General features: G+C 62.5%; 29 protein-coding genes. 9 read left to right on the forward strand and 20 right to left on the reverse strand.

The features are described from left to right. Nucleotides 1-2 precede the first annotated feature (2 nt). The 5 genes from WD767_19030 to WD767_19050 all read right to left on the reverse strand — a co-directional run bounded on the left by WD767_19030 (nt 3) and on the right by WD767_19050 (nt 3,531). Complete coding sequence (locus tag WD767_19030; GenBank protein ID MEX2618187.1) at nt 3-1,013, reverse strand: Fic family protein; 1,011 nt, start codon at nt 1,011-1,013, stop codon at nt 3-5. A 256-nt stretch (nt 1,014-1,269) separates the two neighbouring features. After that, complete coding sequence (locus WD767_19035) at nt 1,270-1,953, reverse strand: transposase (protein MEX2618188.1); 684 nt, start codon at nt 1,951-1,953, stop codon at nt 1,270-1,272. A 125-nt stretch (nt 1,954-2,078) separates the two neighbouring features. Next, complete coding sequence (locus WD767_19040) at nt 2,079-2,627, reverse strand: hypothetical protein (GenBank protein MEX2618189.1); 549 nt, start codon at nt 2,625-2,627, stop codon at nt 2,079-2,081. Between the two features lie 248 nt (nt 2,628-2,875). Next, nucleotides 2,876-3,169, reverse strand: a complete 294-nt coding sequence (locus tag WD767_19045; GenBank protein ID MEX2618190.1) for a type II toxin-antitoxin system ParD family antitoxin — start codon at nt 3,167-3,169, stop codon at nt 2,876-2,878. Between the two features lie 77 nt (nt 3,170-3,246). Beyond that, the gene (locus WD767_19050; GenBank protein MEX2618191.1) at nt 3,247-3,531 is read right to left on the reverse strand and encodes a hypothetical protein; all 285 of its coding nucleotides are present in this window, start codon (nt 3,529-3,531) and stop codon (nt 3,247-3,249) included. 240 nt (nt 3,532-3,771) lie between these two features. On the opposite strand from WD767_19050, the gene WD767_19055 reads away from it, so the two are divergent. Then, a complete protein-coding gene (locus tag WD767_19055; protein ID MEX2618192.1) occupies nt 3,772-4,641 on the forward strand; it encodes an alpha/beta hydrolase in 870 nt (289 codons plus the stop codon). 43 nt (nt 4,642-4,684) lie between these two features. Here the strand turns inward: WD767_19055 and WD767_19060 are convergent, their stop codons facing one another. From WD767_19060 to WD767_19085, 6 genes are all read right to left on the reverse strand, one after another. Beyond that, nucleotides 4,685-5,008, reverse strand: coding sequence for a hypothetical protein (locus WD767_19060; GenBank protein ID MEX2618193.1), 324 nt, complete (start codon nt 5,006-5,008; stop codon nt 4,685-4,687). Between the two features lie 81 nt (nt 5,009-5,089). Continuing rightward, nucleotides 5,090-6,268 (reverse strand): MFS transporter, encoded by a 1,179-nt coding sequence (locus WD767_19065; protein ID MEX2618194.1) that lies wholly within the window; start codon nt 6,266-6,268, stop codon nt 5,090-5,092. Nucleotides 6,269-6,289: 21 nt separating this feature from the next. Beyond that, nucleotides 6,290-7,594 carry an FAD-dependent oxidoreductase gene (locus WD767_19070; protein MEX2618195.1) on the reverse strand — a complete coding sequence of 435 codons (1,305 nt, stop codon included), beginning with the start codon at nt 7,592-7,594 and terminating at the stop codon, nt 6,290-6,292. A gap of 217 nt (nt 7,595-7,811) precedes the next feature. After that, nucleotides 7,812-8,303, reverse strand: a complete 492-nt coding sequence (locus tag WD767_19075) for a GNAT family N-acetyltransferase (protein ID MEX2618196.1) — start codon at nt 8,301-8,303, stop codon at nt 7,812-7,814. 90 nt (nt 8,304-8,393) lie between these two features. Further along, nucleotides 8,394-8,909, reverse strand: a complete 516-nt coding sequence (locus WD767_19080; GenBank protein MEX2618197.1) for a hypothetical protein — start codon at nt 8,907-8,909, stop codon at nt 8,394-8,396. 26 nt (nt 8,910-8,935) lie between these two features. Then, entirely contained in the window at nt 8,936-9,454 is a 519-nt protein-coding gene (locus WD767_19085) for a hypothetical protein (GenBank protein ID MEX2618198.1), read from the reverse strand. A gap of 210 nt (nt 9,455-9,664) precedes the next feature. Between WD767_19085 and WD767_19090 the strand changes: the two genes are divergently transcribed. Together WD767_19090 and ugpQ are read left to right on the forward strand one after the other, a co-directional pair. Further along, nucleotides 9,665-10,618 carry a calcium/sodium antiporter gene (locus tag WD767_19090; protein ID MEX2618199.1) on the forward strand — a complete coding sequence of 318 codons (954 nt, stop codon included), beginning with the start codon at nt 9,665-9,667 and terminating at the stop codon, nt 10,616-10,618. A 46-nt stretch (nt 10,619-10,664) separates the two neighbouring features. After that, nucleotides 10,665-11,396, forward strand: coding sequence for a glycerophosphodiester phosphodiesterase (ugpQ, locus tag WD767_19095; protein ID MEX2618200.1), 732 nt, complete (start codon nt 10,665-10,667; stop codon nt 11,394-11,396). Nucleotides 11,397-11,402: 6 nt separating this feature from the next. Here the strand turns inward: ugpQ and phnA are convergent, their stop codons facing one another. From phnA to fsa, 7 genes are all read right to left on the reverse strand, one after another. Beyond that, nucleotides 11,403-12,647, reverse strand: coding sequence for a phosphonoacetate hydrolase (gene phnA, locus WD767_19100; protein ID MEX2618201.1), 1,245 nt, complete (start codon nt 12,645-12,647; stop codon nt 11,403-11,405). A gap of 9 nt (nt 12,648-12,656) precedes the next feature. Next, a complete protein-coding gene (locus WD767_19105; protein MEX2618202.1) occupies nt 12,657-13,787 on the reverse strand; it encodes a 2-aminoethylphosphonate--pyruvate transaminase in 1,131 nt (376 codons plus the stop codon). A 67-nt stretch (nt 13,788-13,854) separates the two neighbouring features. Further along, nucleotides 13,855-14,781, reverse strand: a complete 927-nt coding sequence (locus WD767_19110) for an NAD(P)-dependent oxidoreductase (GenBank protein ID MEX2618203.1) — start codon at nt 14,779-14,781, stop codon at nt 13,855-13,857. 108 nt (nt 14,782-14,889) lie between these two features. Then, nucleotides 14,890-15,225, reverse strand: a complete 336-nt coding sequence (locus WD767_19115; protein MEX2618204.1) for a DUF1491 family protein — start codon at nt 15,223-15,225, stop codon at nt 14,890-14,892. Nucleotides 15,226-15,244: 19 nt separating this feature from the next. Further along, nucleotides 15,245-16,159: a tyrosine recombinase XerC gene (locus WD767_19120; GenBank protein ID MEX2618205.1), complete on the reverse strand. Its 915-nt coding sequence runs from the start codon at nt 16,157-16,159 to the stop codon at nt 15,245-15,247. Between the two features lie 26 nt (nt 16,160-16,185). Then, nucleotides 16,186-16,896 (reverse strand): DUF484 family protein, encoded by a 711-nt coding sequence (locus WD767_19125; protein ID MEX2618206.1) that lies wholly within the window; start codon nt 16,894-16,896, stop codon nt 16,186-16,188. Nucleotides 16,897-16,926: 30 nt separating this feature from the next. After that, the gene (gene fsa, locus WD767_19130) at nt 16,927-17,583 is read right to left on the reverse strand and encodes a fructose-6-phosphate aldolase (GenBank protein ID MEX2618207.1); all 657 of its coding nucleotides are present in this window, start codon (nt 17,581-17,583) and stop codon (nt 16,927-16,929) included. A 132-nt stretch (nt 17,584-17,715) separates the two neighbouring features. Between fsa and WD767_19135 the strand changes: the two genes are divergently transcribed. From WD767_19135 to atpC, 6 genes are all read left to right on the forward strand, one after another. Continuing rightward, on the forward strand, nt 17,716-19,929 hold the full coding sequence (locus WD767_19135) for a primosomal protein N' (GenBank protein ID MEX2618208.1): 2,214 nt from the start codon (nt 17,716-17,718) through the stop codon (nt 19,927-19,929). Nucleotides 19,930-20,122: 193 nt separating this feature from the next. Beyond that, on the forward strand, nt 20,123-20,671 hold the full coding sequence (locus WD767_19140) for a F0F1 ATP synthase subunit delta (GenBank protein ID MEX2618209.1): 549 nt from the start codon (nt 20,123-20,125) through the stop codon (nt 20,669-20,671). After that, nucleotides 20,671-22,200, forward strand: coding sequence for a F0F1 ATP synthase subunit alpha (atpA, locus tag WD767_19145; GenBank protein ID MEX2618210.1), 1,530 nt, complete (start codon nt 20,671-20,673; stop codon nt 22,198-22,200). Before WD767_19140 ends, atpA begins: the two co-directional genes overlap by 1 nt. A 47-nt stretch (nt 22,201-22,247) precedes the next feature. Then, a complete protein-coding gene (locus tag WD767_19150) occupies nt 22,248-23,144 on the forward strand; it encodes a F0F1 ATP synthase subunit gamma (protein ID MEX2618211.1) in 897 nt (298 codons plus the stop codon). 32 nt (nt 23,145-23,176) lie between these two features. Beyond that, nucleotides 23,177-24,598, forward strand: coding sequence for a F0F1 ATP synthase subunit beta (gene atpD, locus WD767_19155; protein MEX2618212.1), 1,422 nt, complete (start codon nt 23,177-23,179; stop codon nt 24,596-24,598). Between the two features lie 29 nt (nt 24,599-24,627). Beyond that, nucleotides 24,628-25,041 carry an ATP synthase F1 subunit epsilon gene (gene atpC, locus WD767_19160; protein ID MEX2618213.1) on the forward strand — a complete coding sequence of 138 codons (414 nt, stop codon included), beginning with the start codon at nt 24,628-24,630 and terminating at the stop codon, nt 25,039-25,041. Between the two features lie 17 nt (nt 25,042-25,058). On the opposite strand, the gene WD767_19165 is transcribed toward atpC, so the two are convergent. Then, complete coding sequence (locus WD767_19165; GenBank protein ID MEX2618214.1) at nt 25,059-25,862, reverse strand: putative metalloprotease CJM1_0395 family protein; 804 nt, start codon at nt 25,860-25,862, stop codon at nt 25,059-25,061. Between the two features lie 150 nt (nt 25,863-26,012). Next, complete coding sequence (locus WD767_19170) at nt 26,013-26,516, reverse strand: RNA pyrophosphohydrolase (protein MEX2618215.1); 504 nt, start codon at nt 26,514-26,516, stop codon at nt 26,013-26,015. Between the last annotated feature and the right edge of the window lie 2 nt (nt 26,517-26,518).

Raw genomic sequence — 26,518 nt, forward strand, 5'->3', positions numbered from 1 at the left:
CGTCAATCTTCGGCGCGCACGTAATAAATGCTGCGCCCGCCGCCTTCGCGCTGGATCAGCCCCTCATCCAGAAGCTTCTGGAAATCCTGCTTCCGGGCCGCCAGGGAGCGGTTGGATATCCGGCCGTATTCGCGCTGGCTGATGCTGCCATGCGCATCGATGTAATCGAGCAACCGCCGGTGGTGTTCTTCCAGCCTGACCGGAGACCCCTGCGGTATGGCGCCGCGAACGCGGCGCAGTTCATCCAGGATACCGTCGGCGAAATATTCCAGCCAGGCCGTAAAATCGATGTCCTTCGCAAGCTCGTAATAGTCGCCTTGCAGCCCCACCGTCTGGAAATACCTGCTGACGTTGCGGTTGTAGTAATTCTCAAAGGCGAAAATCTCGAAGATGTCGAGCCCCCCCAGGCCCAGTATCGCGGTTGTCAGCAACCGCGCCGTCCGTCCGTTGCCATCCATGAAAGGGTGGACAATGACAAACTGGCGATGAAACAGACCGGCCAGAATGATCGGGTCTGTTTCAGCGTCGTTCCTGGCGACAAACCCGGCCAGTTCCCGGGTCAGTTCGGGCACGTCCCCGTGATCCGGCGGGATGAAAACCACCGCGTCAGGCCGTCGGGGATCGCGGATAAGGACGGGTTCTTTCCGCAGGGCGCCAATGTGACCCGGATTGGGCAGCAGGCCATCGACAACGATGCCCTGTATCCTTTCCATCGTCGGGATATCGAGCCGGAACCGGCCCGATTTTACCGCCGCATGAATTTCCTGGAGCGCCCTGTTGTAATTCAGTATCTCGCGCTCCGTATCGCGCATATGGATCGGCGCGGCCTTGAGCAGCCGCTTCACATCCGTCAGCGGCAGCGGATTGCCTTCGATACTGGTCGAGGCATGTGTCGCCAGTTCGCGCGCTTCCCGCTCGAGCCGCGCCAGCGTGCGCCTGTTCAGGCCAAGCGCCCTGATTTCGCCAATCGCCTCGCCAATCCGGCGCATCGTGACGAGAAGCCTGTTTGTCACGGTATAGTTCGGCTTCCATTCCATAGCCGAATAATAGCCGAAAAGTAGCCGAATACCAAAATCAGGCACATTCCGCTCAGGACGGAGCGTCATACTCATCCTCGACCCGACGTCGCATATCCAAAACGCAGATCGAATTACGGTGCCAGTTTACTAAATACCGAATTACGGTGCCAGTTTACTAAATACACCTTTCGGCTTCGGTCCGCGCTTTTGCGGTTTCAGGGTGCGTCCGGTCTTCGCCTCCAGCGCGGAATTACGGTGCCAGTTTACTAAATACACCTTTCGGCTTCGGGCCGCGCTTCTGCGGTTTCAGGGTGCGTCCGGTCTTCGCCTCCAGCGCGTCGAGCCAGGCGTCGCTGCCGAGCGGCCGGCCCGAGGTTTCCGACATGCGCAGGCCGCGCCAGGCGGCCGCGTCGTCCCGGTCCTGGCCGAGAAACCCGGCGAAGCTGCCATAGCGCTCCAGCACCGGCCCGACCCTGACCAGCGCATCGTCCCGTTCGGCCAGATGCGCCCTTACGCTGGACCAGGGCCAGTCCTCCGCCCGCGAAACCAGCCGCGCCCGCACCGGGTTGAGCGACACATAGCGCACCGCCGCCGCCAGATGCGCCTCGTCCATCGCCACCGCGCCGAAGCGCCCCTGCCACAGATGGCCCGTCCAGCGGTTGCGCGCGTTAATATAGCCGGTGTAGCGCCGGTGCGCGTCGGCGAAGGTGCGCCGCAGCCCGTCCGCGTCCGACGGCGTGACGATGATGTGGACGTGGTTCGGCATCAGGCAGTAGCACCAGACTTCCGCGCCCGCCTTCGCCGCCGCTTGCGCCACGAGGTCACGGTAGAGCGCGTAGTCGCCATCCTCGAAGAATGTCCGCGCGCGCCGGTTGCCGCGCTGGGTCACGTGACAAGGTACGCCGGGCAGGACAAGGCGGGGGAGACGGGGCATGCCGGCATCTTTGACATAATTCGGTTGTTTAGTAAACTGGCACCGTAATTACGTAATTAAAGCAGTCATCTGTCGAATAATCAACTCAGCTATTACGTAGGACAGTAAAGGGCTAATTTTTATTGTTACCCACCTCGGTTCGCTGCTGAGCCGATCCGGCGATCACTTCTCGAGTCGGACTCAACGTCAGTTTCCGGGCCAGTCACGTGTGTCCCTTGGCCGAGCCGGTAAACGACTCTGCCATTCCGATCAAACACTATGATGAGTTGCTCAGCAAATATGTCTCGGCTTGGCGGTTGAGCGAATTCACCAAGCTTGTACGCATATGCACCTTCCGCTCCGAGACCGCGCATATTTGCATTCGGTAGCTTCTTCTCTAATTCATCAGTCCCGACCACGACGAGATCTGGTGGCCCGAAAAATGAGCGGATTTGGTCTTCAGTCAGACCATCTTTCGCTGCTGAGAAAGCGTCATTAAGTAACAGTTTTCGTCCGCCATGCTTCAGCCATTTGGAAAATTCATCCCAGTCTTGATTGTCCGACGACCAACTGGACTGAACGTACCCAATGCGAACATCCTGGACAGCATCAGAAATTAAGAATTTATATGTCCAGAGAATTGCAACGGCGAGTACAGCGCCGGACATCATTGCTAGCGCAAATTTCCACCACATACAGTGCACCAAACCATTACAAAATTACCCACCTATTACATTCAAGCAATAGGCATATGCAACACAATATATGTTATATGTTGGGTGTTAGATAGAATTACCGTGCCAGTTTACTAAATACACTAAATTATTTCGGTTTTGGTCCAAGATTTTAGCAGGGTCAGGTCTTGTTTTGTGCGCAATACGCCAAATTTTCCGACGCCGTGACGATGGCATTTTTTGTGTTCCAGTCAACCTCCTCACCGAGGCTATAGTTCGCCATTCTCTTTCATTTCGGTGTGAACGGCACGGCGGATATCTTCCTTGCCGAGCAGGGAAAGTCCACTTTCCTCTGCCTGGATCAGTGCGGCGCGAATGCGCTCAATCTCCGTGGTCCGCACCTGCTTTTCGCGGATCGCCTCCCGCACGATTTCGCTGTCAGAGGCGTAATGACCGGACGCCAGTTGCGTCTGAATCCATGCTTCCTGCTGTTCCGTCACCGTTATACTTTTCCGGATCACAGAAATGTCTCCCTCAAGAATGTTTCCCGCATGATCATTCAATCATACTTAATCCTACTATTTTGCACACTTCATCGCAAACACCCTGACGATCGTCGCCGATGCCTTGCTATTTTCCACTAATTATGCTTTAATTCCTTTTTTGATTGTTCGCCTGATACCGGAATGGCGCTATCCGACGAACGCGGAGCGCCGCATGCCGACAAATGCAAACAAAAGCCAATAAATGCCAATGAATTCGATTGTTTTTTTGCCTCACAGCCGTAGCAGCACCCGGCGGCCGCGCCTTTCGCCGCATATCGCGGCGGAAGGATGGTCGGTTGCCGCAATGCGCCCCGCTCCCCGGAAGCCCGCGAATGCCCATAAAAGCCGACAAATGCCCATAAAAGCCAATCGATGCGCATTTTTTTCGCCCCGCCGCGCGCCCGTCTCCCCACCATCCGCGCGGCGGATGTTAAGCGATGTTAAGCGATGTATAGCGATACTGACTTTTTCGCCAACCACCCCGCCGCGCGCCCGTCTTCCCGCCATCCGCGCCCCGGATGTTAACCGATGTTAAGCGATGTTAAGCGATGTATAGTGATACTGACTTTTTCGCCAACCGCGCCGCCGCTGCCGGCGCGCCTCACGCTCGGATAGGACTCATGCCCGGACCCGCCTCCCATACCTATATCTCGCAACGCCTGCGGCTGCATTATGTCGACTGGGGCAATCCGGACGCGCCGCCGCTGCTGCTGGTGCATGGCGGGCGGGATCATTGCCGCAACTGGGACTGGGTGGCGGAGGATCTGTGCAAGGACTACCACATCATCGCCCCGGACCTGCGCGGGCACGGCGATTCGCAGTGGATGCTGGGCGGCAGCTACGCGGTGTCGGACTATGTCTATGACATCGCGCAACTGCTGCACCAGACCGGGCTGACGCCGGTCACCATCGTCGCCCATTCGCTGGGCGGCGTGATCAGCCTGCGCTATGCGGGGGTCTATCCGGAAAACGTGGTCAAACTTGTCGCCATCGAGGGGCTCGGCTGGCCGCCGAAGGTGGTGGCCGAACGCGCCGCCAAGTCGCCGCAGGTCCGGATCGCCGAATGGGTCGATACGCTGCGCAAGCTTTCCGCCCGCAGCCCGCGCAAATACGACAGCATCGAGGACGCCTTCAAACGCATGCAGGAGGAAAACCCGCATCTGTCGCCGGTACAAGCCCGGCACCTGACCGTGCACGGCGTCAGCCAGAACGAGGACGGCACCTATAGCTGGAAATTCGACAATTACGTGCGCGCCAACCAGCCCTTCGGCATCGGCAAGGAGGATGGCGAGGCGCTGTGGCGGAACATCGCCTGCCCGACCCTGCTGGTGCGCGGGCTGGACAGCTGGGCCAGCGATCCGGCGGAGGACGGGCGGCTGGCGCATTTCGCGAACGCGCGCTGCGTGGATTTCGAGAATGCCGGGCACTGGGTGCATCACGATCAGCTCGACCTGTTCCTGAAGACGGTCCGGGAATTCCTGGCGGAATAGGACGGAGCAGGCGGCACCGGGTTCGGGGCGGCGTTCCGGCGGCTCAGTACAGCCAGCGCCGCCGCATTTCGGTCAGGCGCAGCCCGTTATCGTGCTCCATCGGCAGGAGCGGGAGGCGCTGCTCATCGGAGCGGAACGGCATCGGGCGGCGCGCGCCGCGCCGTTTTTCCGCCCGGACGCAGAGCAAGACAACCGCGCCGAACAGGGCCAGCGGCAGGGCGACGATCGCGACGGGGGACGGGAACCCCAGCGCCATGCCCAGCAGGGTGAGGACCAGCAGCAGGGGAATGACCTGGAAGACGAAGGCGACCGCGATGACGCCGATCCACATCGCCGCGTGCAGGATTCTGGCTGTCCGGGAGTTCATGGGCCTCGTCCGCCGTTGCTCGGAGTATGTCGGCGGTATTGTGCCACGGAATCGAGCCCCCGTGAACCCCGTGGGCGGGCGTCACATGCGGCGGTGGATGTAGCCGGACAGGGCGGCCATGGACAGGGTCATGAAGCCGCCCGCCAGGAACACCGCCGGCAGTTCGAAGGCCTGCAGCAGGAAGCTGTAGACGCCCGGCGGGCCGAACTGCGAGGCGTTGCGGTAGGTCATGAAGACGGTCGTCATTTCGGCCCGCTCGAACGGCCGGACGGCGCGCAGGAAGGGCACGTTGCCGCCGCCGTCGACCAGACTGGCGCCCAGCGCCGCGCCGACGATCAGGGCCGCGCCGACCCAGGGCAGCCCGGTCGTCGCCGCGATCGCCATGGTCAGGATGCCGGCGCTGGCATAGCCGAGGATCAGCAGCAGCCGCATCCCGTAGCGCCGCCCGAACCAGCCCCAGAGCGGCACCAGGTACAGCGTGGCGCTGCCGATGGAAACGATCGCGCCGCCGGTCACCTCGTCGAAGCCGTTGGTGACCGCGTAGATCGGCGCATAGACGAAGAACAGCTGCCACCAGGCGGAGCGGCCGAAGGCGAGGAACCAGGACAGGCTGAGCCGCGGCTGGGCGAAGAAGCGCGGCAGGTAGCGCAGCGGGTTCGGCGACCGCAACGGACTTCTCAAGGCGACCGCCGGGTTGTCGGTGAGCTGGAGGTACCAGAAGAAGGCGAGCATCGCCAGCGACGCGACGGCCGAGACGATGAACGCCGCATGGATGCTGGCATGGACCGAGAGCCAGACGCCGAGCCAGGGCCCGACCGCCCAGGCGCTGGCCGACAGGAACATGCGGAGCGGCTCGAACCGGTTCATTTCGCGCCGGGCGATGTGGTCCATCACATAGAGGTTCATGGTGATGGCGAGGCTGGTCGTGGCGAAGGCCTGCAGGGCGAGGCCGGCCACCAGCGCCGGCGGCGTCTGCAGGGCGAACAGGACGGTTGAGGCGATCATCGACAGGATGCTGTAAGTCAGCACCGTGCGCCGCCGGATCCGGCGCACCACCCAGGGAACCATCAGGCTGCCCAGCACGCCGATCAGCCCGGAGACGAAATACGCGATGCTGACCTCCTGCGCGCCGCCCAGCAGGCGCAGCGCCTGCAGCGGGATCACCGCCAGCAGAACGGTCCGCGCGAACGCCTCGATGAAGAACAGGGCCGAAAAGACGACCGCGCGCGACAGGCTGGCGCTGCCCAGCCATACGGGCATGTGGATGTCCCGCATGGCGCCCTACCCCAGCACCGAGAAACTGCTGTTCCGGTTGATCTCGCGCCGGCGCGCGTAATGGCCGAGGTCGATATCCCGGCCGATATTGGGCAGGCGGAAGCGCAGCGGCGCCGCATCGTGGTCATGCCCGTTTTCGCATTCGGCGATCAGATGCGCCATCAGGCGGCCGGCGGTCGGCGCGTTCTTGAACTGGTTGCCGCTGGTGCCGATGGCCACGTAGAAACCGTCCAGGTCGGTGCGGTCGTAGATCGGGATCCAGTCGTCGGAGACATCGTAGAGCTCCACCGTCCCCCGCGTCGGACCGGTCACCGGCAGGGTCGGCATGCGCTGCGCGGCGCGATACAGCTGCACCGTGTACTGGTCGGTGAAATTGCGGTCGAAATTGTCCGGATCGACCCAGTCCAGCGGGTCGCAGGCCGGGTTCTCGCTGCCGATCAGCAGGTGATTGCCGGAATCGGGGCGGGCATAGGCGCCGACATCGCTGTCGGTCAGGATGCAGCCGTCATGCTCGAAATCGAAGCCGGGCGGCGACGGCACATGCGCCACCTCCTGCCGCAGGGCGCGGGTCCGGATATTCATGCCGTCCTGGACGCCGGCCATCGCGTTGACCTTGCCCGAATGCGGCCCGGCGACATTGACCACGACCGGCGCATCGATGCGCGCGCCGTCCGCCAGCGTCACGCCGGCGACGCGGCCGCCCTGCCGGCGTATCGCCACGATATCCGCGTTGAAACGGAACGCAGCACCCCGGGCTTCGGCCGCGCGCTGCACGTTATGCGCCGCAAGCTGCGGATCGTTGACATAGCCCGCATCGGGGAAATACACCGCGCCGTCCAGCGCCGGGCCGGTCGGTTCGCCAAAGCCGGCATCGTCCATGCGCTTCGCCGGTGCGAAGCGGCGCAGGTCGTGGAAGGGCAGTTTCCGCAGGATTTGCGCCCGGTCCCAGTCTTCCCAGGGAATGCCGATTTCATCCATCCGTTCGCACATCGGATGCAGGTAGTCGTTCGCCTCGGTGCGCAGCACCATGCAGCCGGCATTGCGGAATTCGGCGAGGCCCCGTTCATCCGCGACGCCAAGGTGCGCCGCCCAGTTGCGCCAGATGAACACCCCCTCATAGGCCAGCGCGCAGCCGTCGAGGGTCGAATAATGGAAGCGGACGATCGCGCAGGACCCACTGGTGGAGCCGTATCCCGCCGCCGGCAGGCGGTCGATGTTCAGGGTCCGGAAGCCGCGTTTGGCCAGTTCGAAACCGACGCAGCTGCCGACGATCCCCGCACCGATGACGATAGCATCATAACTGGCATCCATGACCGGTCTCCCCACCGCGAAATTGCCCGCGCCACGATAAAGCAGATCGCCATTAATCTGACGCAATCCTTGCGCCTGATTAAAGGCGTGAATCTGCTTTACAAAAATAGAATTAAAGCAAATTCACGTGTTAATCGGATTCGCCGCAGGCGATTCCGATTAATCACGATTTGCTTTATCTGCTATCCTCAAGCCTCGCGCCGGTCAATGGGCAGGCTCAGCCGAGCGGCAGCTTCATGCCCGCATGGCTGTTCACGAATCCGAGCGCCTCGTAGAAACGGTGGGCATCGGGACGGGAGATATCGGTCGTCAGCTGCACCAGTCCCGCGCCGGCGTCGCGAGACCGGGTGATCGCATCCCGCATCAGCAGTTCGCCGATTTTGCGGCCGCGGTACCGGCCATCCACGCGCACGCCTTCGATCTGCGCGCGGGTCATGCCGAGACGGCTGAGCCCGGGGATGAGGGTCAGTTGCAGGCAGCCGACGACGGCGCCGCCGATTTCGGCGACCAGTATGTCGTTGCCCGTTTGCGCCTGCATGGCGTCGAACGCATCGAGATAGGCTTTCGGCAGCGGGTCGGCATACTGCTCGCGCCCCGCGCCCAGCGGGTCATCCGCCAGCATCCGGACAATCCCCGGGATATCCGCCCGCGTCGCGATGCGAATGGTGACGCCGTCGCGATCCGCCCGATTTTCAACCGCGTCGTTCATGGTCCATTTTCCGTTCTGGCGGATATCGCAAACCGGACGTCCAGCGCCAGGCGCGCCAGGCCGCCGCGCAGGCGGCGACCGGGCCGCGGATCAGGCTGCGGTTTCGGCGACGACGTAGCGGTCCCGCCTGATCGTCTCGACATTCCGGCCTTCGAGGCGAATCAGCCGCGCCTCGGCATTCCAGGCGGGAGAGTGCAGCATGCCTTCATTGTAAAGCTTGGCCATGCCCGGCTTCACGCTGTAGCTGCCGGCGAATTCGACCTCGCCGGGCCTGCCGTCCTGCGGCGCCTTCAGCTTGCGCCAGTCGGTCATTTCGGTGCTGCCGGAGGCCTGGCCGTAAATCGCCCAGGTCGGCCCGTGATCATGCGGCGGGCTGGCGTTGCTCGCCTTGCGGACATGGGCCAGGATGCAGAACCCGAGCTCCTTGTCCTCATACAGGATCTCGCGACCGGCGCTGAAGTCCGGGCCGACGGTTTCGGCGATGAAGGCCTTGTCCTTCAGCGCGTCCTCCAGCACCGCCACGACCCTGTCGCGGCCAGCGGGACCGGGGTCGGCCTTCAGCAGTTCGTGACATTTCGCGGCAAACGATTCCAGCGTGTGAGCCATCACAGGTTCCTCCCTCGTGAAACAGATCAGGCCGCCGTCTCGACCTCGACATAACGGTCGCGTTTGGGTTCGTGGTCCATGTTGCGGCCTTCGATGCGAATCAGGCGCGTCGGCAGTTCGCGACTCGGGGAATGCAGGACACCGACGTCATACAGGCGGGCCATGCCCGGCTTCAGGTCGTAAACCTCCTGCGCCACGACCGTACCGGGCTTGCCGTCCTTGGGCTCCGACAGTTTTTTCCACAGGGTCATTTCCGTCACGCCGGCGACCTGACCGTATATCGCCCAGGTCCTGCCGTGATCGTGCGGCGGGCTGACCGCCTTGTTGCCCCGGACATGGGCAAAAATGCAGAAATCGAGCTCCGGATCCTGGTACAGCAGCTTGCGCGGCGAGTCCTCGTCGGGGCCGATATTCTCCGCGACAAATTCGGGGTCAACCAGGGCCCGTTCAAGCGCGACACGGACCTTTTCCAGCCCGTCCGGGCCCGGGTCCGCGGCCAGGATATTATGGCAATCGGTGGAAAACTGCTTCAGGCTGTAACCCATTCTCGCGTCTCCTCAGTTTCGAATTCCGAATTTTGAATGTGTTGGCACTGCGTTCTATAACATTGCCTCCTTCTCGCCGTCAAAATCAACCATCCGTGTCGTCGGTCCCGGCCGGCGATGCTGATCGAATTCGCTTTTGATCCTTGAACTGCCGCACCGGTCTTTCCATGTCAGGCGCTGCGCCGTCTCAACGGGGATACCCAAGCGTTAATGGAAGTTCTGTTTCTTTGTATCGGACTGGGACTGCTTATCCTGGGCGGTGAACTGGCATTGCGGGGTGCGGTCGGACTTTCGCGTATGATGGGCGTTTCGCCCGCTATCATCGGCCTGACCGTCATGGGGTTCGGAACCTCCGCGCCCGAACTGGTCGTGACGGTCCGCGCGGCATTGGCAGGCAGCTTCGATATCGCCGTTGGCAACGCCGTTGGCAGCAATATCGCGAATACATTTCTGATCCTTGGCGTCGGCGCATTGATTTGCCCGCTGGCCTGCGATCCAAAGGCCGTTTTCCGCGATACAGGCTTCATGGTGGCTGTGTCGATCCTGTTATGCGTCCTGGGCTATATCGGCGTCATCGGGCGCTGGGAAGGCGCAGCAATGGTGCTTGCGCTCCTCATCTTTGTCTGCTGGACCTACTTCCACGACATCCGCACCCATGACGCCGCGGCCGAACTGCATTCGAAGATGGTCGGTGAAATGCCGCGCTCGCCATCCGGCCTGCCGATCATCGGCGGCTATCTGATCGCGGGAATTGCGGGGCTCGTCTACGGCGCATCGCTGCTCGTGGATTCAGCCGTCACGCTCGCCGAAGCGGCCGGCGTGCCGCAGTCCATTATCGGTCTGACCCTGGTGGCGTTTGGCACATCCCTGCCCGAACTCGGCGCGACAGCGGTCGCCGCCTGGCGGCGACATACGGATATCGCCATTGCCAATGTGGTCGGCAGCAATATCTTCAATATTCTCGGTGTACTCGGCACGGGCGCGATTTTCCAGCCTTTGATCATCGCACCGGAAATTGCGAATATTGACCAATGGATCGTGCTGGTGTCGGCGATAATTCTGGTGCCGATTATTATCACAGGCTGGCGGATCAATCGGATGGAAGGCGTCGTGCTTCTGCTCCTTTATGCCGGTTATATCGGCAGCGTGACATTGCGCCTTTGACTATCGCGCCAACTGACTGTTTGCCGGCCCTCCAGAAGGATAGTGAATGCCAGCCTTCCATTCTTTTCCGCCTGTCATCGGCCATCGCGGCGCCGCCGGGCATGCGCCGGAAAACACCCTCGCCGGGTTCCGCGCCGCGTCGAATATGGGCGTCAAATGGGTCGAATTCGATGTCCACCTGTCACTCGACAATATCCCGGTCCTGCTTCATGACGATACCCTGGAACGGACGACCGACGGGGAAGGATCGGTTGGTAATTTCACCCTTGGGACGCTGAAAGGACTGGATGCCGGCAACTGGTTTTCCGACAAGTATGCCGGCGAAAAAATCCCGACCCTTAGCGAAACAATCCGCCTGCTGGCGTCGCTCGGCATGGGCGCCAATGTTGAAATCAAACCGTCGCCGGGTCGTGAGGCCGCCACAGGCCATGCGGTCGGCCGAATCCTGCGGGAGGAATGGCCCGGCGACCTGCCGGCGCCGCTCGTTTCCAGCTTCACACCCGATTCACTGGCCGCGATCCGGGAAGTCGCCCCCATGTTTCAGCGGGGCCTTCTGCTGTCCCGTATCGGGCGCGACTGGGGCAAACAGATGAAGGCGCTGGGTTGTGCCACCCTGCACTGCAATCACCGGAACCTGGACAGGGCAACCGCGCAGGAAATACGCCGGGCCGGCTATCCGCTGCTGTGCTACACGGTCAATGACAGGGACCGCGCCAAAACGCTGTTCGGCTGGGGGGTCGACGCCGTGATCAGCGACCACCCCGACCGGATGCTTTGAAAGCATTCAGGAAGCCGTCGAATCCGCCAGATTCAGCGCCAGGTCAAAGGCATCGAAATTTCGCAGCCCGCGGTCGCCGGAAAACCCGTTTGCCGGGCGGTTGCAGATCAGCGGCACCCGCTGTTCCGTCGCGCCGCCATGGCTGCGCAGCGGCTCGGTCAGGCCCGACAGGTCGTGCCGGTCGGGGCTGGCGCCGAGCGTCATGTGTCTTTCGCCGAGCACGACCAGGTCGCCGACCCGGTCGGCGGGCAGTTCGAAACGGGCGCAGGCTTCCGCATTGGTCAGCACATCCGCGATCCCGTCCACACCGGCAAGGTCGCTCCGGATGGCGGATCCTGACGCCGGATCGTGCAGGTAGATCGTCGCATAGGACCCCAGCGCGCCATGATGCACCACATAGGGGTCCGTAATGGGCAGGATCACCCGCCCGGCGCCGGCGCCGAACCGGCTGTCGATCAGTTCCTGCAGATACACCACATTCGGCTGGCCGGTCGCAGTATCGTGCTTCGCGTTCATGCCGTGATCGGCGGTCAGCACGATGGTGCACCCCATCCCATCCAGCCGCGCCCAGTACGAATCCATCATGGCATAAAACGCATTGGCTTCCGCGGTACCCGGTGCGTGCTTGTGCTGGATGTAGTCGGTCGTCGACAGATACAGGATATCGGGCCGATCCCGTTCCATGATCCGGGTACCCGCAGCAAACACAAATTCCGAGAGTTCGGGGCTATATACGGAGGGAACCGGCATGCCCGCCAGCGCCAAGACCCCGTCAATCCCGTTTTCCGCCAGCGTCACCGCATCCGCTTTTTCCGACGAAAAACAGATACCCTTCAGCCTGTAGCCGAGTTGCAGGCGCAGCTTGTCCTTGGCGGTAATCACGACGACCCTCGCCCCGGCATCGGCAAAGGCGGCCAGGATCGTGCCGCAGCGCAGGAATTTGGGATCGTTCATCATCACCTCCTCGCCCGTATCGGGGTCGAGGAAGAAATTTCCGGCAATGCCGTGCACCGATGGCGGCGCACCGGTCACGATGGACAGGTTGTTGGGATTGGTGAAACTCGGCACCACGCAATCGGCTACATGGTCAAAACCAGTAGAACGGGCCCTCTCCAGCCATGGCATATGCCCGGCTGCGACGGCATCGTCCATATAGGCCGGCTCCGACCCGTCGATGCATACGATGACGACCGGCGCGGCAGGCCAGTTGTAGCAGCGGCCGTTGACGGTGATCTGTTCCGGATTCGCCATACAGGCCCCTCAGGCCGCCATCGGCCCGCGTTGCCGCACGCCCATCTCGTCCAGCGTGTCGCGGATCGCCTCCAGGACGCCCCGCATGACCGATTCGTCGAGCCGCCCGATACAGCCGATCCGGAAACTCTCCGCAACCGTCAGCTTGCCGGGATAAATGACATAGCCGCGCGCCGCCAGGGCATCGTAGAACGCCTGGAACCGGAACGCTGGATCGGCCGGCATGTGGAACGTCACGATAATCGGCGCCTGCAAGTCGTCGGGCAGCAGCGTCCGGAACCCCAACCGGCGCATGCCGGCGACAAGGATGTCGCAGTTTCGCCGGTAACGCGCCCCGCGCCCCGCCACGCCGCCTTCCGCCGTATGTTCCTTCAGGGCCTGATGAAAGGCGGCGATCACGTGCGTCGGCGGCGTGAAACGCCACTGCGCGGTGGATTCCATCGCTGCCCACTGACCGTGGAGGTCGAGGCTGAGCGAATGCGCATTGCCCTTCGCCGCCGCCAGCACCGACTTTCGGCAGACGACAAAGCCCATGCCCGGCACACCTTCGAGGCATTTGTTGGCAGATGCGGCAACGGCGTCGCAGGCTAACTGCCCCATATCGAGCGGCAGCGCGCCGAAGGCGCTCATGGCGTCGACCAGCAACCGGCGACCCCTGGCGGCCACCACCCCGGCGACGGCTTCAACCGGGTTGAGGATGCCGGACGTCGTTTCGCAATGGACGATGGCGACATGGGAGATATCCCCATCGTCCGAAAGCATCGCGTCTATTACCGCCGGGTCGGGCGGCGTGTCTTCGGCTGTTTCGTAAAGTGTATGAGCGCGGCCCAGATATTCGCAGATCGTCGCCATGCGATGCCCGTAGGCGCCGTTCACGACCAGCAGCAACTTTCCGTCACGCGGCAGGAAGGTCGCCAGCATCGCCTCCACCGCAAAGGTGCCGCTGCCCTGCACCGGGACGCAGGTCAATTCGTCCCCGCCCCCGGCGATTGCCGCAACCCGGTCCCGGACCTCGCGGTTGAGCCGGAGAAAGGCCGCATCCCGCGATCCCCAGTCGCGCAGCATGGCCTGTTTGGTTTCACGCGAGGTTGTCAGCGGCCCCGGCGTCAGCAGATAGGGTTCCGGCGTTTCGTTCGTCATCGGGCCTTACTCAAGTTGATACGACGCCGTCCGACTGTGTTTCAGCCGGACGGCGTCGCGCGGAAGGTCAGTCCTTGTCCATGATCTCCTTGATCTTCGCTTCCGTGATGCTGATTTCAACGCCCGCCCGCTCCGTCTGCAACAGCATGGCGCATCGCGAATCGCGGCCTTCCCAGCCGCGGTTCATCGCTTCGGTCATTTCCATCAGCGTCATATTGGCAAGGCGCATCGGCACTTCATATTCCCGGCCGACCTCGCAGGCCAGGTTGACGTCCTTGCGGGCCAGTTTCAGCGCAAAATCGGGCGGGTCGAAGCGGCCGGGCAGGAACTGGCGGGCCATCGTGTCGAAGACCCGGCGCCGGCCGAGCGCGCCCTTGCGCAACGCGGTCCAGAGCCCTTCGGGATCGACACCGGCCTTGACGCCCATCGAGAATGTTTCCGCCAGCGCCGTCTGCAGGATATAGCCGCTGCAGTTATGGACCAGCTTCGCCACCGCGCCCGCCCCGATCGGACCGACATAAAAGGGGGCGTCGCTCATCGAATGCAGGACCTGCACATTCGCGTCGTAGACCGCCTTGTCGCCGCCGACCCAGATCGCCATCTTGCCCGACTTCGCGCCATCGGGACCGCCGCTGACAGGGGCGTCGAGCACATGCGCGCCCTTCCGGGCGAATTCCGCATGAATCCGGCGGATCGTCGTCGGCGAATTGGTGCTGAGGTCGAAATAGACCTTGCCCGCGGAAATGCCTTCCAGCAATCCGCCCTCGCCAAGCGTCACGGCTTCGACTTCCGGCGGCCCGGGCAGCGACGAGAAAACCACATCGCTCTGTTCCGCGACCTGCCTGGGAGAATCGGCCCATGTCGCGCCGAGTTCCACATGCGGCGCGGCGGAATTGCGGTTGATATCGAAGACGGTCAGCGAATGCTGCCCCTTGATAGCGTTCAGGGCGATACTGGACCCCATGGTCCCCAGCCCGATAAACCCGACCTTCATTATATGCTCCTGTCTTTTATTTTTGATCTGTCCTGACGACGTCGCGGCGAAGCATGGCACGGGAATCCCCAAAAGGGAATTCGCACCGTCGAAACGGTCACGCCGCCGTCATATCTCTTCGCCATCGAACCAGCGGCGGCCTTCGCGATCCTCGATCTCGACCACCCAGAGGTCCGGATCGTTGCGAACCTGCCGTTCGATATAGCTGTCGGCATCGGCTTCCGCGACCAGGTCGCCGTTCAAGGCCGCCAGCCAGCCCAGTTTCCCGGAAATGTCCCGCGCCTGGATCAGCACCTTGCACCCGTCGCCCAGCGTATTGATCTTGAGCAGCACCATGCCCCGTTCGTTATCGCCGTGCCGGATGACAAAGGCGGGCACCGCCTCGATCGCGCAGCGCCGCAGATGCGCGTGAACCCAGTGTTCCGTCTTGATTCTTGGCTCCATACCCACCAGCCCGTCCCGGTCAGCCGGCGCGCGGATGCGCCGCGCGATATTCCGCCAGCAGGGTCGAATCCGCGACTTCGGTGTAGCGCTGGGTCGAGGACAGCGAGGCGTGACCGAGCAGTTCCTGGATCGAGCGCAGGTCGCCGCCGGCAGCCAGAAGATGCGTGGCGAAGGAATGGCGCAGCGCATGCGGCGTCGCGGTCTCCGGCAGGCCGAGCCAGCCGCGCGCGGCGCGCATGGTCCGTTGCGCAACAGCGGGGTTCAGGCGTCCGCCACGGACGCCGCGGATCAACGGGCTTTCCGGCGCCAGGTCATGGGGGCATGCTGCGATGTAGGCCTGCACCGCCTCGCGAACGGCCGGCAGGACCGGCACCATGCGCTGCTTGCCGCCCTTGCCCGTGACCAGCAGGGTCGCGCCCGTCGGCGCCTCGGCCCGGCTCAGCGAGAGCGCTTCGGATATGCGCAGCCCGCAGCCATACAGCAATGTAAACAAGGCGACGTCACGCAGGCCGACCCAGGATTCAGTCGCCAGATCGCCGACCCGCTGCACGGTTTCCAGCGCGTCCTCGACCCGCAGCGGCTTCGGCACCTGATGCGGCAGCTTGGGCGACCGGACGGACCGGATGGCGTGATTGGTCAGCCGGTCATTGCGTTCGCACCATCGGAAGAAACCCCGCACAACGGACATCGCCCGCGCCGTTGATGTGCGGCTCAGACCGCTGGCGGCCCGGCGCGCCAGCCAGGCGCGGAAGTCGGCCGGACGCAGGTCGCGAAGGTCATCCAGGCCGGGAAGCACGCCGAGATGCCCGGCGAGGAACCTGAAAAACGCATCAAGGTCGTTTTCATAGGCCTTCTGGGTATGCGGCGATACGCGTCTTTCATGGGCCAGCCAGCCCCGCCACGCCGCCGTCACGGCGGCGAGATCCGGCGCCATGCGGATGATGGTATTTTCCGCCGCGCTCAGAAGGGCACCCCGAGCCAGATTCGGATACTGCGCTCGACGACCCGGCCCAGGAACTGGAGCAGTTCCGTGCCCTGTTCGGCGTGGAACTTGCCGGGACGCCGCGCGCCGAACGCAACCAGCGCCGGCGGCGTCGACTCGGCGATATCGAGCCGGATAAAGGCGGCGGACTGAACCAGCGACGCACCGCCGCCGAAGATTTCCGGGTCACCGGTCGTATCCGCATGCAGCAGGACCTTGCGGTTCTCGCCAACCGTCGCCTCAACGGTACCGGGCGACAGGACGCGCAGGCCGGGTGTCTTCACCGGGACGGCCGCATCGGCTTCGGTCTCGACGCAAAGCGTGACGATGTCGAGATCGAGCGTCACGGCGAAATCGGTCGTGATAATCTGGATCGCCTGTTCGAAGGATTTCGCAGCAAGAATCGCCAGGACACATTCATGCACCCGCGCCTGCGTGCTGAGATTGGCGCGGGTGGTCAGAACGATGTCGTCCTGCCGCGCCTTCAGCCGCGTCACTTCGCTGCGCAACTGCCCGATCATCGCCGTCTGCATGTCGAAAATGCCGTCGCCGAGTTCGCGATCCGGCGCCGCCAGCAGTCGCAATACGTCGGGGTTACGGGCCAGAAAGTCAGGGTTATCCCGGAGATAGGCCGTGACGCGAGCGTCGCTCAGCCCGTCGCCTTTCGATTTGGTGGATTTCTGCGTCATGCTGGCTGCGTCATCTTGAATGAATCCGTGTCAGAGGATCGATTGCCCGGTCTTTTCCCAATCGGCGAGAAATGCCGCAAGCCCCTTGTCCGTCAGCGGATGATTGAACAGGGACCACAATACGGCGGGCGGAAGTGTCGCGACATGCGCGCCGATCTTGGCGGCGTCGACGATATGCATCGGCGAACGGACGGACGCGACCAGCACCTCCGTCGTGAAATCCGGATAATTGTCGTAAATCCGGCAGATATCGTCGATCAGCCCCATGCCGTCCGTGGCCAGATCGTCCAGCCGCCCGACGAAAGGGGAAATGAAGGTCGCGCCCGCCTTTGCCGCAAGGATCGCCTGGTTTGCCGAAAAGCACAGGGTCACATTCACCATCGTGCCGCTTTCGGAGAGCACCTTGCAGGTTTTGAGGCCATCGCGTGTCAAGGGAACCTTTACCGCGATGTTTTCGGCGATTCCCGCCAGCTTGCGGCCTTCCGCCAGCATCGTCTCAAAATCCGTCGCCGCCACTTCGGCGCTGACAGGCCCCTTGACGACCTCACAGATTTCCGCGACGACATCCAGGAAATTCCGGCCGGTCTTCGCGATCAGCGAAGGGTTCGTCGTCACGCCGTCCAGCAGCCCCGTATCCGCCAGTTCACGGATCTCGTCGATATTGGCGGTATCTACAAAAAATTTCATACTTCATCTCCGGCGAATGGCGCGATTGCAACGACACCGTCGGGGTGCGCTGGAATCGTTCTGTATCACAAATCGGTCTTTCTGTCCGATGCGCTGGACAACTCCGGACCGCTATTGTGTTAAAGAAATACGATGGCGAATCCCCAACCGACTTCCGACCTGATATCCCCCACGGCAAAGCCAAGGGTCAAGGTACTTTTACCATTACCCCTGGCGGATGCCTATGATTACGGCGTACCGGAACAACTCTCGCTCGTTCCGGGGGATTTCGTCGAAGTGCCGCTCGGCGCGCGCCGCGCCATCGGCGTTGTCTGGAGCATTGTCGAAGAGGGCGCGGATCCCGCCATCTCGGAAAGCCGCCTTAAGGATGTCGCAAGGCGCCTGAACGCCCCCCCGATGCCAGCGGAGAACCGGCGCCTCGTCGACTGGGTCGCCGGCTATACGGTCGCGCCGCGCGGCGCCGTATTGCGCATGGCAATGAGCGTCCCGGAGGCGCTGGAACCACCGAAGCCGCGAATCGCCTTTATCGCGGCGCCGAAACCGCCGGTTTTCCGCATGACCCCGGCGCGGCAACGGGTCCTGTCCCTCCTCGGAACGGGGCCGCCGCGCAGCAGCGCCGATATCGTCCATGAAACCGGAGTTAGCCCCGGCGTCGTCACCGGACTGCACAAGGCCGGGGCGATCGTACCGGTGCCATTGTCCGCGACAGCGGCCGAGCGGGCTCCGGATCCGGAAACACCTGGCCCGGCGCTGTCGCCCGCCCAGGCGGGCGCGGTATCGGCGCTGCGCGAATCGGGCAACGTATTTTCGGTGACCCTGCTGGACGGCGTGACCGGGTCCGGCAAGACGGAAGTCTATTTCGAGGCAATTGCCGACACGCTTCGGCAGGGAAAACAGGCGCTGGTGCTGCTGCCGGAAATCGCCCTCGGCGCGCAATGGCTTGCGCGGTTCGAAACCCGATTCGGCGCCCCGCCCACCGGCTGGCATTCCGACCTGACCCAGGCAAGGCGCCGGGAAACCTGGCGCGCCGTAGCCAATGGGCAGGCGCAGGTTGTCGTCGGCGCCCGTTCGGCGCTGTTTCTGCCCTTCACCAATCTAGGGCTGATCATCGTCGATGAGGAACATGAACCGGCGTTCAAGCAGGAAGACGGCGTCTGTTATCACGCACGCGACATGGCGGTCGTCCGGGCGCAGATCGGTGGCATCCCGATTATCCTGGCGTCGGCAACACCGTCGCTTGAAACTGTCACGAATGTTGAGGCCGGCCGCTACCGTCGGCTTCATCTTCCCGATCGGCATGGCGGCGCAAGACTTCCCGCCATATCTCTTGTCGATCTGCGGCGCGACCCGCCGGAACGCCAGAGCTGGATTTCGCAGCCCCTGCGCCGCGCCCTTGCGGAAAACCTCGCCGCCGGGGAGCAGGCGCTTCTGTTTCTGAACCGCCGCGGCTATGCGCCGCTGACCCTGTGCCGAAAATGCGGCCACCGGCTGGAATGCCCGAACTGCACCGCGTGGCTGGTGGAGCACCGGTTTTCGGGACGCCTGCAATGCCACCATTGCGGTTTCTCCGGCCCCCGGCCCGGGGAATGCAGCGATTGCGGCGCGGCGGACAGCTTTGTCGCCTGCGGCCCCGGAGTGGAAAGGCTTGCCGAGGAAGTCATGCATTTCCTGCCGGACGCGCGATTCATTGTCGTGACGAGCGATTCGATCCATCGCCCGTCCGACGCCGACGCGTTCGTCCGACAGGTGATGGACCATGAAGTGGATATCGTCATAGGCACGCAGATTGTCGCCAAGGGGCATCATTTTCCGAAGCTGACGCTGGTCGGGGTCGTTGACGCGGATCTCGGTCTTGCCGGCGGCGACCTGCGCGCCGCCGAACGGACATACCAGATGCTGCACCAGGTCGCCGGCCGGGCCGGGCGGGCTGAATTGGCCGGGCATGTGCTGCTGCAGACCTATAATCCGGAAAGCCCGGTTCTGCAGGCGCTCGCCGCCGGTGACCGGGATGGATTTCTGGCGGCGGAAGCCGATATGCGCGAAACCGGCGGCTGGCCGCCGTTCGGCCGGCTTGCGGCGCTGATCGTTTCAGGCCGCGACGCCGGGTTGGTGGAGCGCGTCGCCCGCGACCTCGCCCGTACGGCGCCAGGCGGGAACGGGATTCGCATGCTGGGTCCGGCCCCTGCCCCCATGGCGCTGCTGCGTGGACGGCATCGCTGGCGACTGCTGCTGAAAGCGGCCAGAAACGTGCCGGTTCAGGACCGGTTGCGCCACTGGTTGAAACAGATCAAAGCGCCGAACGCGGTGCGTATCCAGGTCGACGTGGATCCTTACAGCTTCATGTAATCGCTTTCCGGCCCGTTCATTTCGCAAGCGCGGCAAAATGGCACTGGTGGATCGCTTGAAAGCCCATGGGGCATATGGTACACACCGCTCGATTTCGCGCGGGGGCAGCTTCGCGGGGACGCGACCTGTTTAACTTCTTGCGGCATTTTTGCCCGATTTTCCCGGAATTTCAGGGGGTTTACATTTGGCTTCAATGACGCCTGTCTCCGAGATCGCCAGCCGGTACGCTGCCGCGCTGTTTGATTTGGCGGATGATCAGGGATTGCTGGACACAGTTGCCGGCGATCTGGCGCGGCTCACAGCCGCCGTGGAAGAAAGTACGGACCTGCAGCGCGTCCTGCGCAGCCCCGTCCTGGATCGCAACGATCAGGGCAAGGCAATTGCGGCGATCCTTGAAAAGATGGAAGTTTCCGATCTGACGCGTAAATTCGTCGGCCTGATCGCAAAGAACCGCCGATTGTTTGCGCTGACCGAGATGATAGAAGGTTTTCTGGCGGAACTGGCGCGCCGCCGCGGTGAAATCTCCGCGGAGGTCACTGCTGCAAGACCGTTGAGCGACGCGCAGGTCAGCGCATTGCAGGAAACCCTGCAGAAATCGCTTGGCGGCAAGGTAACGGTTGCGCCGCAGGTCGATCCGGGTTTGATTGGCGGCCTGATCGTCAGGGTCGGCAGTCAGATGATAGATACGTCGCTGCGCACGCAGCTGAACAAATTGCAACTTGCGATGAAGGGTACGAGCTGATGGATATCCGCGCGGCCGAAATTTCCTCAATCATCAAGGATCAGATCGCCGGATTCGGCGTCGAGGCAGATGTCGCCGAAGTCGGCCAGGTCATCTCCGTCGGCGACGGGGTGGCCCGGGTCTACGGCCTTGACAACGTCCAGGCCGGTGAGATGGTCGAGTTTCCCGGTGGCATCAGCGGCATGGCGCTGAACCTGGAAACCGACAATGTCGGCGTCGTTATTTTCGGCAGTGACCGGGATATCGGTGAAGGCGACATCGTCAAACGGACCGGCTCCATCGTCGACGTTCCCGCGGGCAAGGGTCTGCTCGGGCGCGTTGTCGACGGTCTCGGCAACCCGATTGACGGCAAGGGACCGATCGTTTCCGAAGAACGCCGCCGCGTCGAGGTCAAGGCCCCCGGCATCATCCCGCGCAAATCGGTGCACGAACCCGTGCAGACCGGCCTGAAGGCGCTGGATGCGCTGGTGCCCGTCGGTCGGGGACAACGTGAACTGATCATCGGCGACCGCCAGACCGGCAAGACCGCCGTGGCAATCGATACCATCATCAACCAGAAAACGATCAACGCCGGCGACGACGAATCGAAGAAGCTGTATTGCGTCTATGTCGCAATCGGCCAGAAACGTTCGACCGTCGCCCAGGTTGTCAAGATTCTCGAAGAAAAAGGCGCGCTGGAATACACCATCGTCGTCGCCGCCACGGCGTCCGACCCGGCGCCGCTTCAGTTCCTGGCGCCCTATACGGGCTGCGCCATGGGCGAATACTTCCGGGACAATGGCATGCATGCCGTCATCATCTATGACGATCTGTCGAAACAGGCTGTCGCCTATCGCCAGATGTCGCTGCTGCTGCGCCGCCCGCCGGGCCGTGAAGCCTATCCCGGCGACGTCTTCTATCTGCATTCGCGTCTGCTGGAGCGCGCGGCGAAGCTGAACGAGGACCACGGCCTTGGTTCGCTGACCGCACTGCCGGTCATTGAGACCCAGGCCAGTGACGTGTCGGCCTATATCCCGACCAACGTGATTTCGATTACCGACGGCCAGATCTTCCTGGAAACGGAACTCTTCTATAAAGGCGTCCGTCCGGCGATCAACGTCGGCCTGTCGGTGTCCCGCGTCGGCTCTTCCGCCCAGATCAAGGCAATGAAGCAGGTCGCCGGTTCGATCAAGCTCGAGCTCGCCCAGTATCGTGAAATGGAAGCCTTCTCACAGTTCGCGTCGGATCTCGATCCGGTCACCCAGCGCCTGCTGGCGCGCGGTGCGCGACTGACCGAACTGCTGAAACAGGCCCAGTACAGCCCGCTGGCGGTCGAGGAACAGGTTGTTTCGATTTTCGCGGGCGTGAACGGCTTCCTCGACACGCTGGCTGTCAGCGCCATCAACCGGTACGAGACCGCCCTGCTGGAACATTTCCACACCGATCATGTGGACGTCCTGACGGCAATCCGAACCGAAGGCGAAATCAGCGATGACACGCGACAGAAGCTGACGGACATAATCGGCGCATTCACCAAAGGGTTCGTCTAGGCCCCGACGGGAAGACGGCAGTAAAGGCGTAGGGGACTCGGGCCGCGATGGCGAATCTCAAAGACCTCCGAAACAAGATCAGCAGCGTCACATCGACTCGCCGCATCACATCGGCGATGAAGATGGTCGCGGCCGCCAAGCTGCGCCGCGCACAGGACATGGCCGAATCCGCGCGTCCCTATGCGGAACGGATGGAGCGCATGCTGTCGTCGCTCGCGGCCAGCGCCGCGGCCAGCCCGGAAAGCGCGCCGCCGATGCTGGCGGTGCGGGACGACAGCACCCATCTTCTGGTGCTGATTTCATCGGATCGCGGTCTTTGCGGGGGGTTCAACGCCTATCTGATCCGCTTTACCCGCGAACGGATCGCGCAGCTTGAACGGGACGGAAAAACCGTCAAGATCATTATCGTCGGCCGCAAGGGTCTGACCGCTTTGCGCCGCGATATGAGCCGCCGCATCGTCGAAAAATTCGAGGATCTTGCCAAGCCGGCGCCGGCCTTCAGCCAGGCCCAGACGGTATCGGAAAAAATCACCGGCATGTTCGAGGCCGGCGAATTCGACGTCTGCACGATCATTTACAACAAGTTCGTTTCGGCGCTGACCCAGGAAGTGACGCCGCTGCAACTGATCCCCTTCAAGACGGCAGCGCTGCCGGCGAAGACCGACGAAGACGCGAACCCTGAAAGCAGGGCGAGCTACGAATTCGAGCCCGATGAAGAAGAGATCCTGGCGGCGCTGCTGCCACGCAACCTTTCCGTCCAGGTCTATCGTGCGATGCTGGAATCTTTCGCCTCCGAACAGGCGGCGCGCATGACGGCAATGGACAATGCGACCCGCAATGCGGGCGACATGATCGAAAGCCTGACCCTGCGATACAACAGAACCCGTCAGGCCGCGATTACCAGCGAGCTTATCGAAATCATTTCCGGCGCCGAGGCGCTGTAGACCACAACACGTTTGAAGCGGGAGCTAAACCCATGGCGAAAAATCTTGTTGGCAGAGTGACCCAGGTACTGGGCGCCGTCATCGACGTTCGGTTCGATGGTGATCTTCCGCCGATTCTGAACGCCCTTTCGACCGATAATCAGGGCAACCGCCTGGTTCTGGAAGTCGCGCAGCATCTGGGCGAAAGCACGGTCCGCTGTATCGCGATGGACGCGACCGAAGGTCTGGTGCGCGGCCAGGAAGTGCACGATACCGGCGAGCCGATGATGATGCCTGTCGGGCCGGAAACGCTGGGACGCATCCTCAATGTCATCGGCGAACCGGTCGACGAACGCGGCCCGCTGAACACCAAAATGAAACTCCCGATTCACCGTCCGGCGCCGGTATTCACCGAGCAGTCGACGGAAACCGAACAGCTTGTCACCGGCATCAAGGTTATCGACCTTCTGACCCCCTATCCGAAGGGCGGCAAGATTGGACTGTTCGGCGGCGCCGGCGTCGGCAAGACCGTCATCATCATGGAACTGATCAACAACATCGCGAAGGCCCATGGCGGCTATTCGGTGTTCGCCGGCGTCGGCGAGCGGACTCGCGAAGGCAACGATCTGTATCACGAAATGATGGAATCCGGCGTTATCAACCTGGACGGCGACTCCAAGGCGGCGCTGGTTTACGGCCAGATGAACGAGCCGCCGGGCGCGCGCGCGCGGATCGGCCTGTCGGGTCTGACGCTGGCCGAGTATTTCCGCGATGAAGAAGGCCAGGACGTGCTGTTCTTCGTCGACAACATCTTCCGGTTCACGCAGGCCGGTTCCGAAGTCTCCGCACTGCTGGGCCGTATCCCCTCCGCGGTGGGCTATCAGCCGACCCTGGGAACCGATATGGGTAACATGCAGGAACGGATCACGACGACAACCAAGGGGTCCATCACCTCGGTCCAGGCCATTTACGTTCCCGCGGACGATCTGACCGATCCGGCGCCGGCCACGACATTTGCCCATCTTGACGCCACGACGGTGCTGTCCCGGCAGATTGCCGAACTGGGCATCTATCCGGCGGTCGATCCGCTGGATTCGACCAGCCGCATCATGGAACCCGGCGTCGTCGGCCAGGAGCATTACCAGGTTGCCCGCGAACTTCAGGAAGTCCTGCAAAGCTACAAGTCCCTGCAGGAAATCATCGCCATCCTGGGCATGGACGAATTGTCGGAAGACGACAAGGTGACCGTTACCCGGGCGCGCAAGATCCAGCGCTTCCTGTCGCAGCCGTTCCACGTCGCCGAAGTCTTTACCGGATCGCCGGGCAAGTTCGTCGAACTGGAAGACACGATCAAGGGCTTCAAGGGTATTCTGAACGGCGATTATGACGACCTTCCGGAAGCGGCGTTCTACATGTGCGGCCCGATTGAGGACGCCGTCGAGAAAGCCAAGCGCATGGCCGCGGAAGCCGCGTAAGGCTTGACTGGTAAACGGAGCGGAACGTAATGGCCGATACCCTGGAACTGGAACTCGTCTCGCCCGAGAAACTGCTGATGACGCAGGCCGTTGAAATGGTCGTCATCCCGGGCGAAGAAGGTGATTTTGGCGTTCTTCCGGGACACGCGCCGATGATTTCGACCATCCGGCCCGGTACGCTGGCCGTTTTCGATGGCGGCAGTGTCGCGCAGCGTTATTTCCTTGCCGGCGGATTCGCCGAGGTCACGACCGAACGCTGCACGATTCTGGCGGAAGGCGCCATCCGCCTGGAAGATATTAATCGCGCCGCGCTGGAACAGGAATTGCGCGACCTGCGGGAAAATGCGGGATCCGCCGATAGTGAGACAGCCGCCGTTTCGCTGCAGATTGCAGAGGCAAAACTGCAGGCGCTGGATTCCCCGACCTATTCAGGGGCCCATTAACACGGACACCTCGTCCGTCAGGCTATCATGTTCAGCAGCTCGCCGGGATTGGTAAGCCCGACATTTGTCTTGAGTTCCCCGCTTCCCGCCAGTCCGGAACCCAGAGGAATACCGGCCCCGCCGACAGGTCGTCGAAACCGTTCCTGTGGATCGAAAACCGGATCCGTCCGCCCGATGCTGTTTTCAGACCGTTCAATGGCTGACACGCGCTCGCGTTGACTTTCCTGTTCTTCACGGCGTTCCTCGGCCAGTTCCTGCTTCGCCTTGACGATAGCGGCATCCGCCTGCGACGCCACGCGCCTGTCCTGACCGGACGGATTGGCCGGCGCCAGCGCTGCCCGCTTCACCTGTTCCATTTTCCGGATGGTTGCCTGCGGATTGCCGGCTACGGGGCTTACATCGATCGACACCTCGCCGCCCACGGCATACTGCTTGCCATCGGGACCGGTGACAAAAGTAAAGGATGGCGGCCCGGCAATCGCTCCGCCGGCTGTCGCATGGGCGCGTTCGTGTTCGCGCACCAAGCGGTCCCGTTGCTTCAGTCGTTCGATCTTGCGTCGATCCGCCTCGGTCAGGCCCTGTTCATCCTCCGCCGATGCGCCGGCCTGTTCATCTGCGGCATCTTCGGCGGCGGCCTCCTCCTGGATTTCAGGGACGGATTGCGGCGCCAGGCGCGAAACGGGCGGCCCCGGCTGGAACGCCGCAACGGCACGGGACGCGACCTGCGCTTCGGCTTCCGGTGGCGCCAGATATTTCCCGCCTGCCGCGCCGCGGAGCGGTGCGGTTTGAGGGATCGCGATTGCGTTGGTTACTGACAGCACGGCAAATCCTGCGCCCGGCGTTTCCCATTCTCAAACGCATTGACGAAACACAACCTGAAATTCGTCAGATTCCCGCCATTCCGCATCACCCGTTTGGGGAGCAATCAAGGACAGGATTCCGCAAAATTGTATGAAAATAATAATAAACAGTCAATTAACAGCACGACCACGGATTGCCTGACTTTCTGTAAGGGGCTTAAATTCACGAACTACTTCACGGTAAACCTGCCGTTTGAACGGGATAATCAGTTCGCAAACCTTGCCGATCGGCACCCAGCGCCAGTCGCTGAATTCCGGCACATGCCGGTCCAGGCAGATATCCTCATCTTCGCCGGTAAAGCGCATGGCGTACCAGCGCTGCGACTGTCCCCGGTACCGTCCGCCCCAGATACGGTGCGAAATATCGAGGGGCAGGTCATAGGAAATCCAGCGGGGAATTTCGCCGATGATTTCCACCCTGTCGGTGCCGGTTTCCTCTTCCAATTCCCGCAAGGCGGCAATTTCCGGCGACTCCCCGTTTTCGATGCCCCCCTGCGGCATCTGCCAATCCTGCCGGTCCGTATTGATCCGGTCGCCGACAAAAACCAGCCCATCCGCGTTCAGCATCATGATGCCAACGCATTTCCGATAGGGTCGTGGATCACCATCGGTCATTG

The organism is Alphaproteobacteria bacterium (assembly GCA_040905865.1).
Lineage (GTDB): Bacteria > Pseudomonadota > Alphaproteobacteria > UBA8366.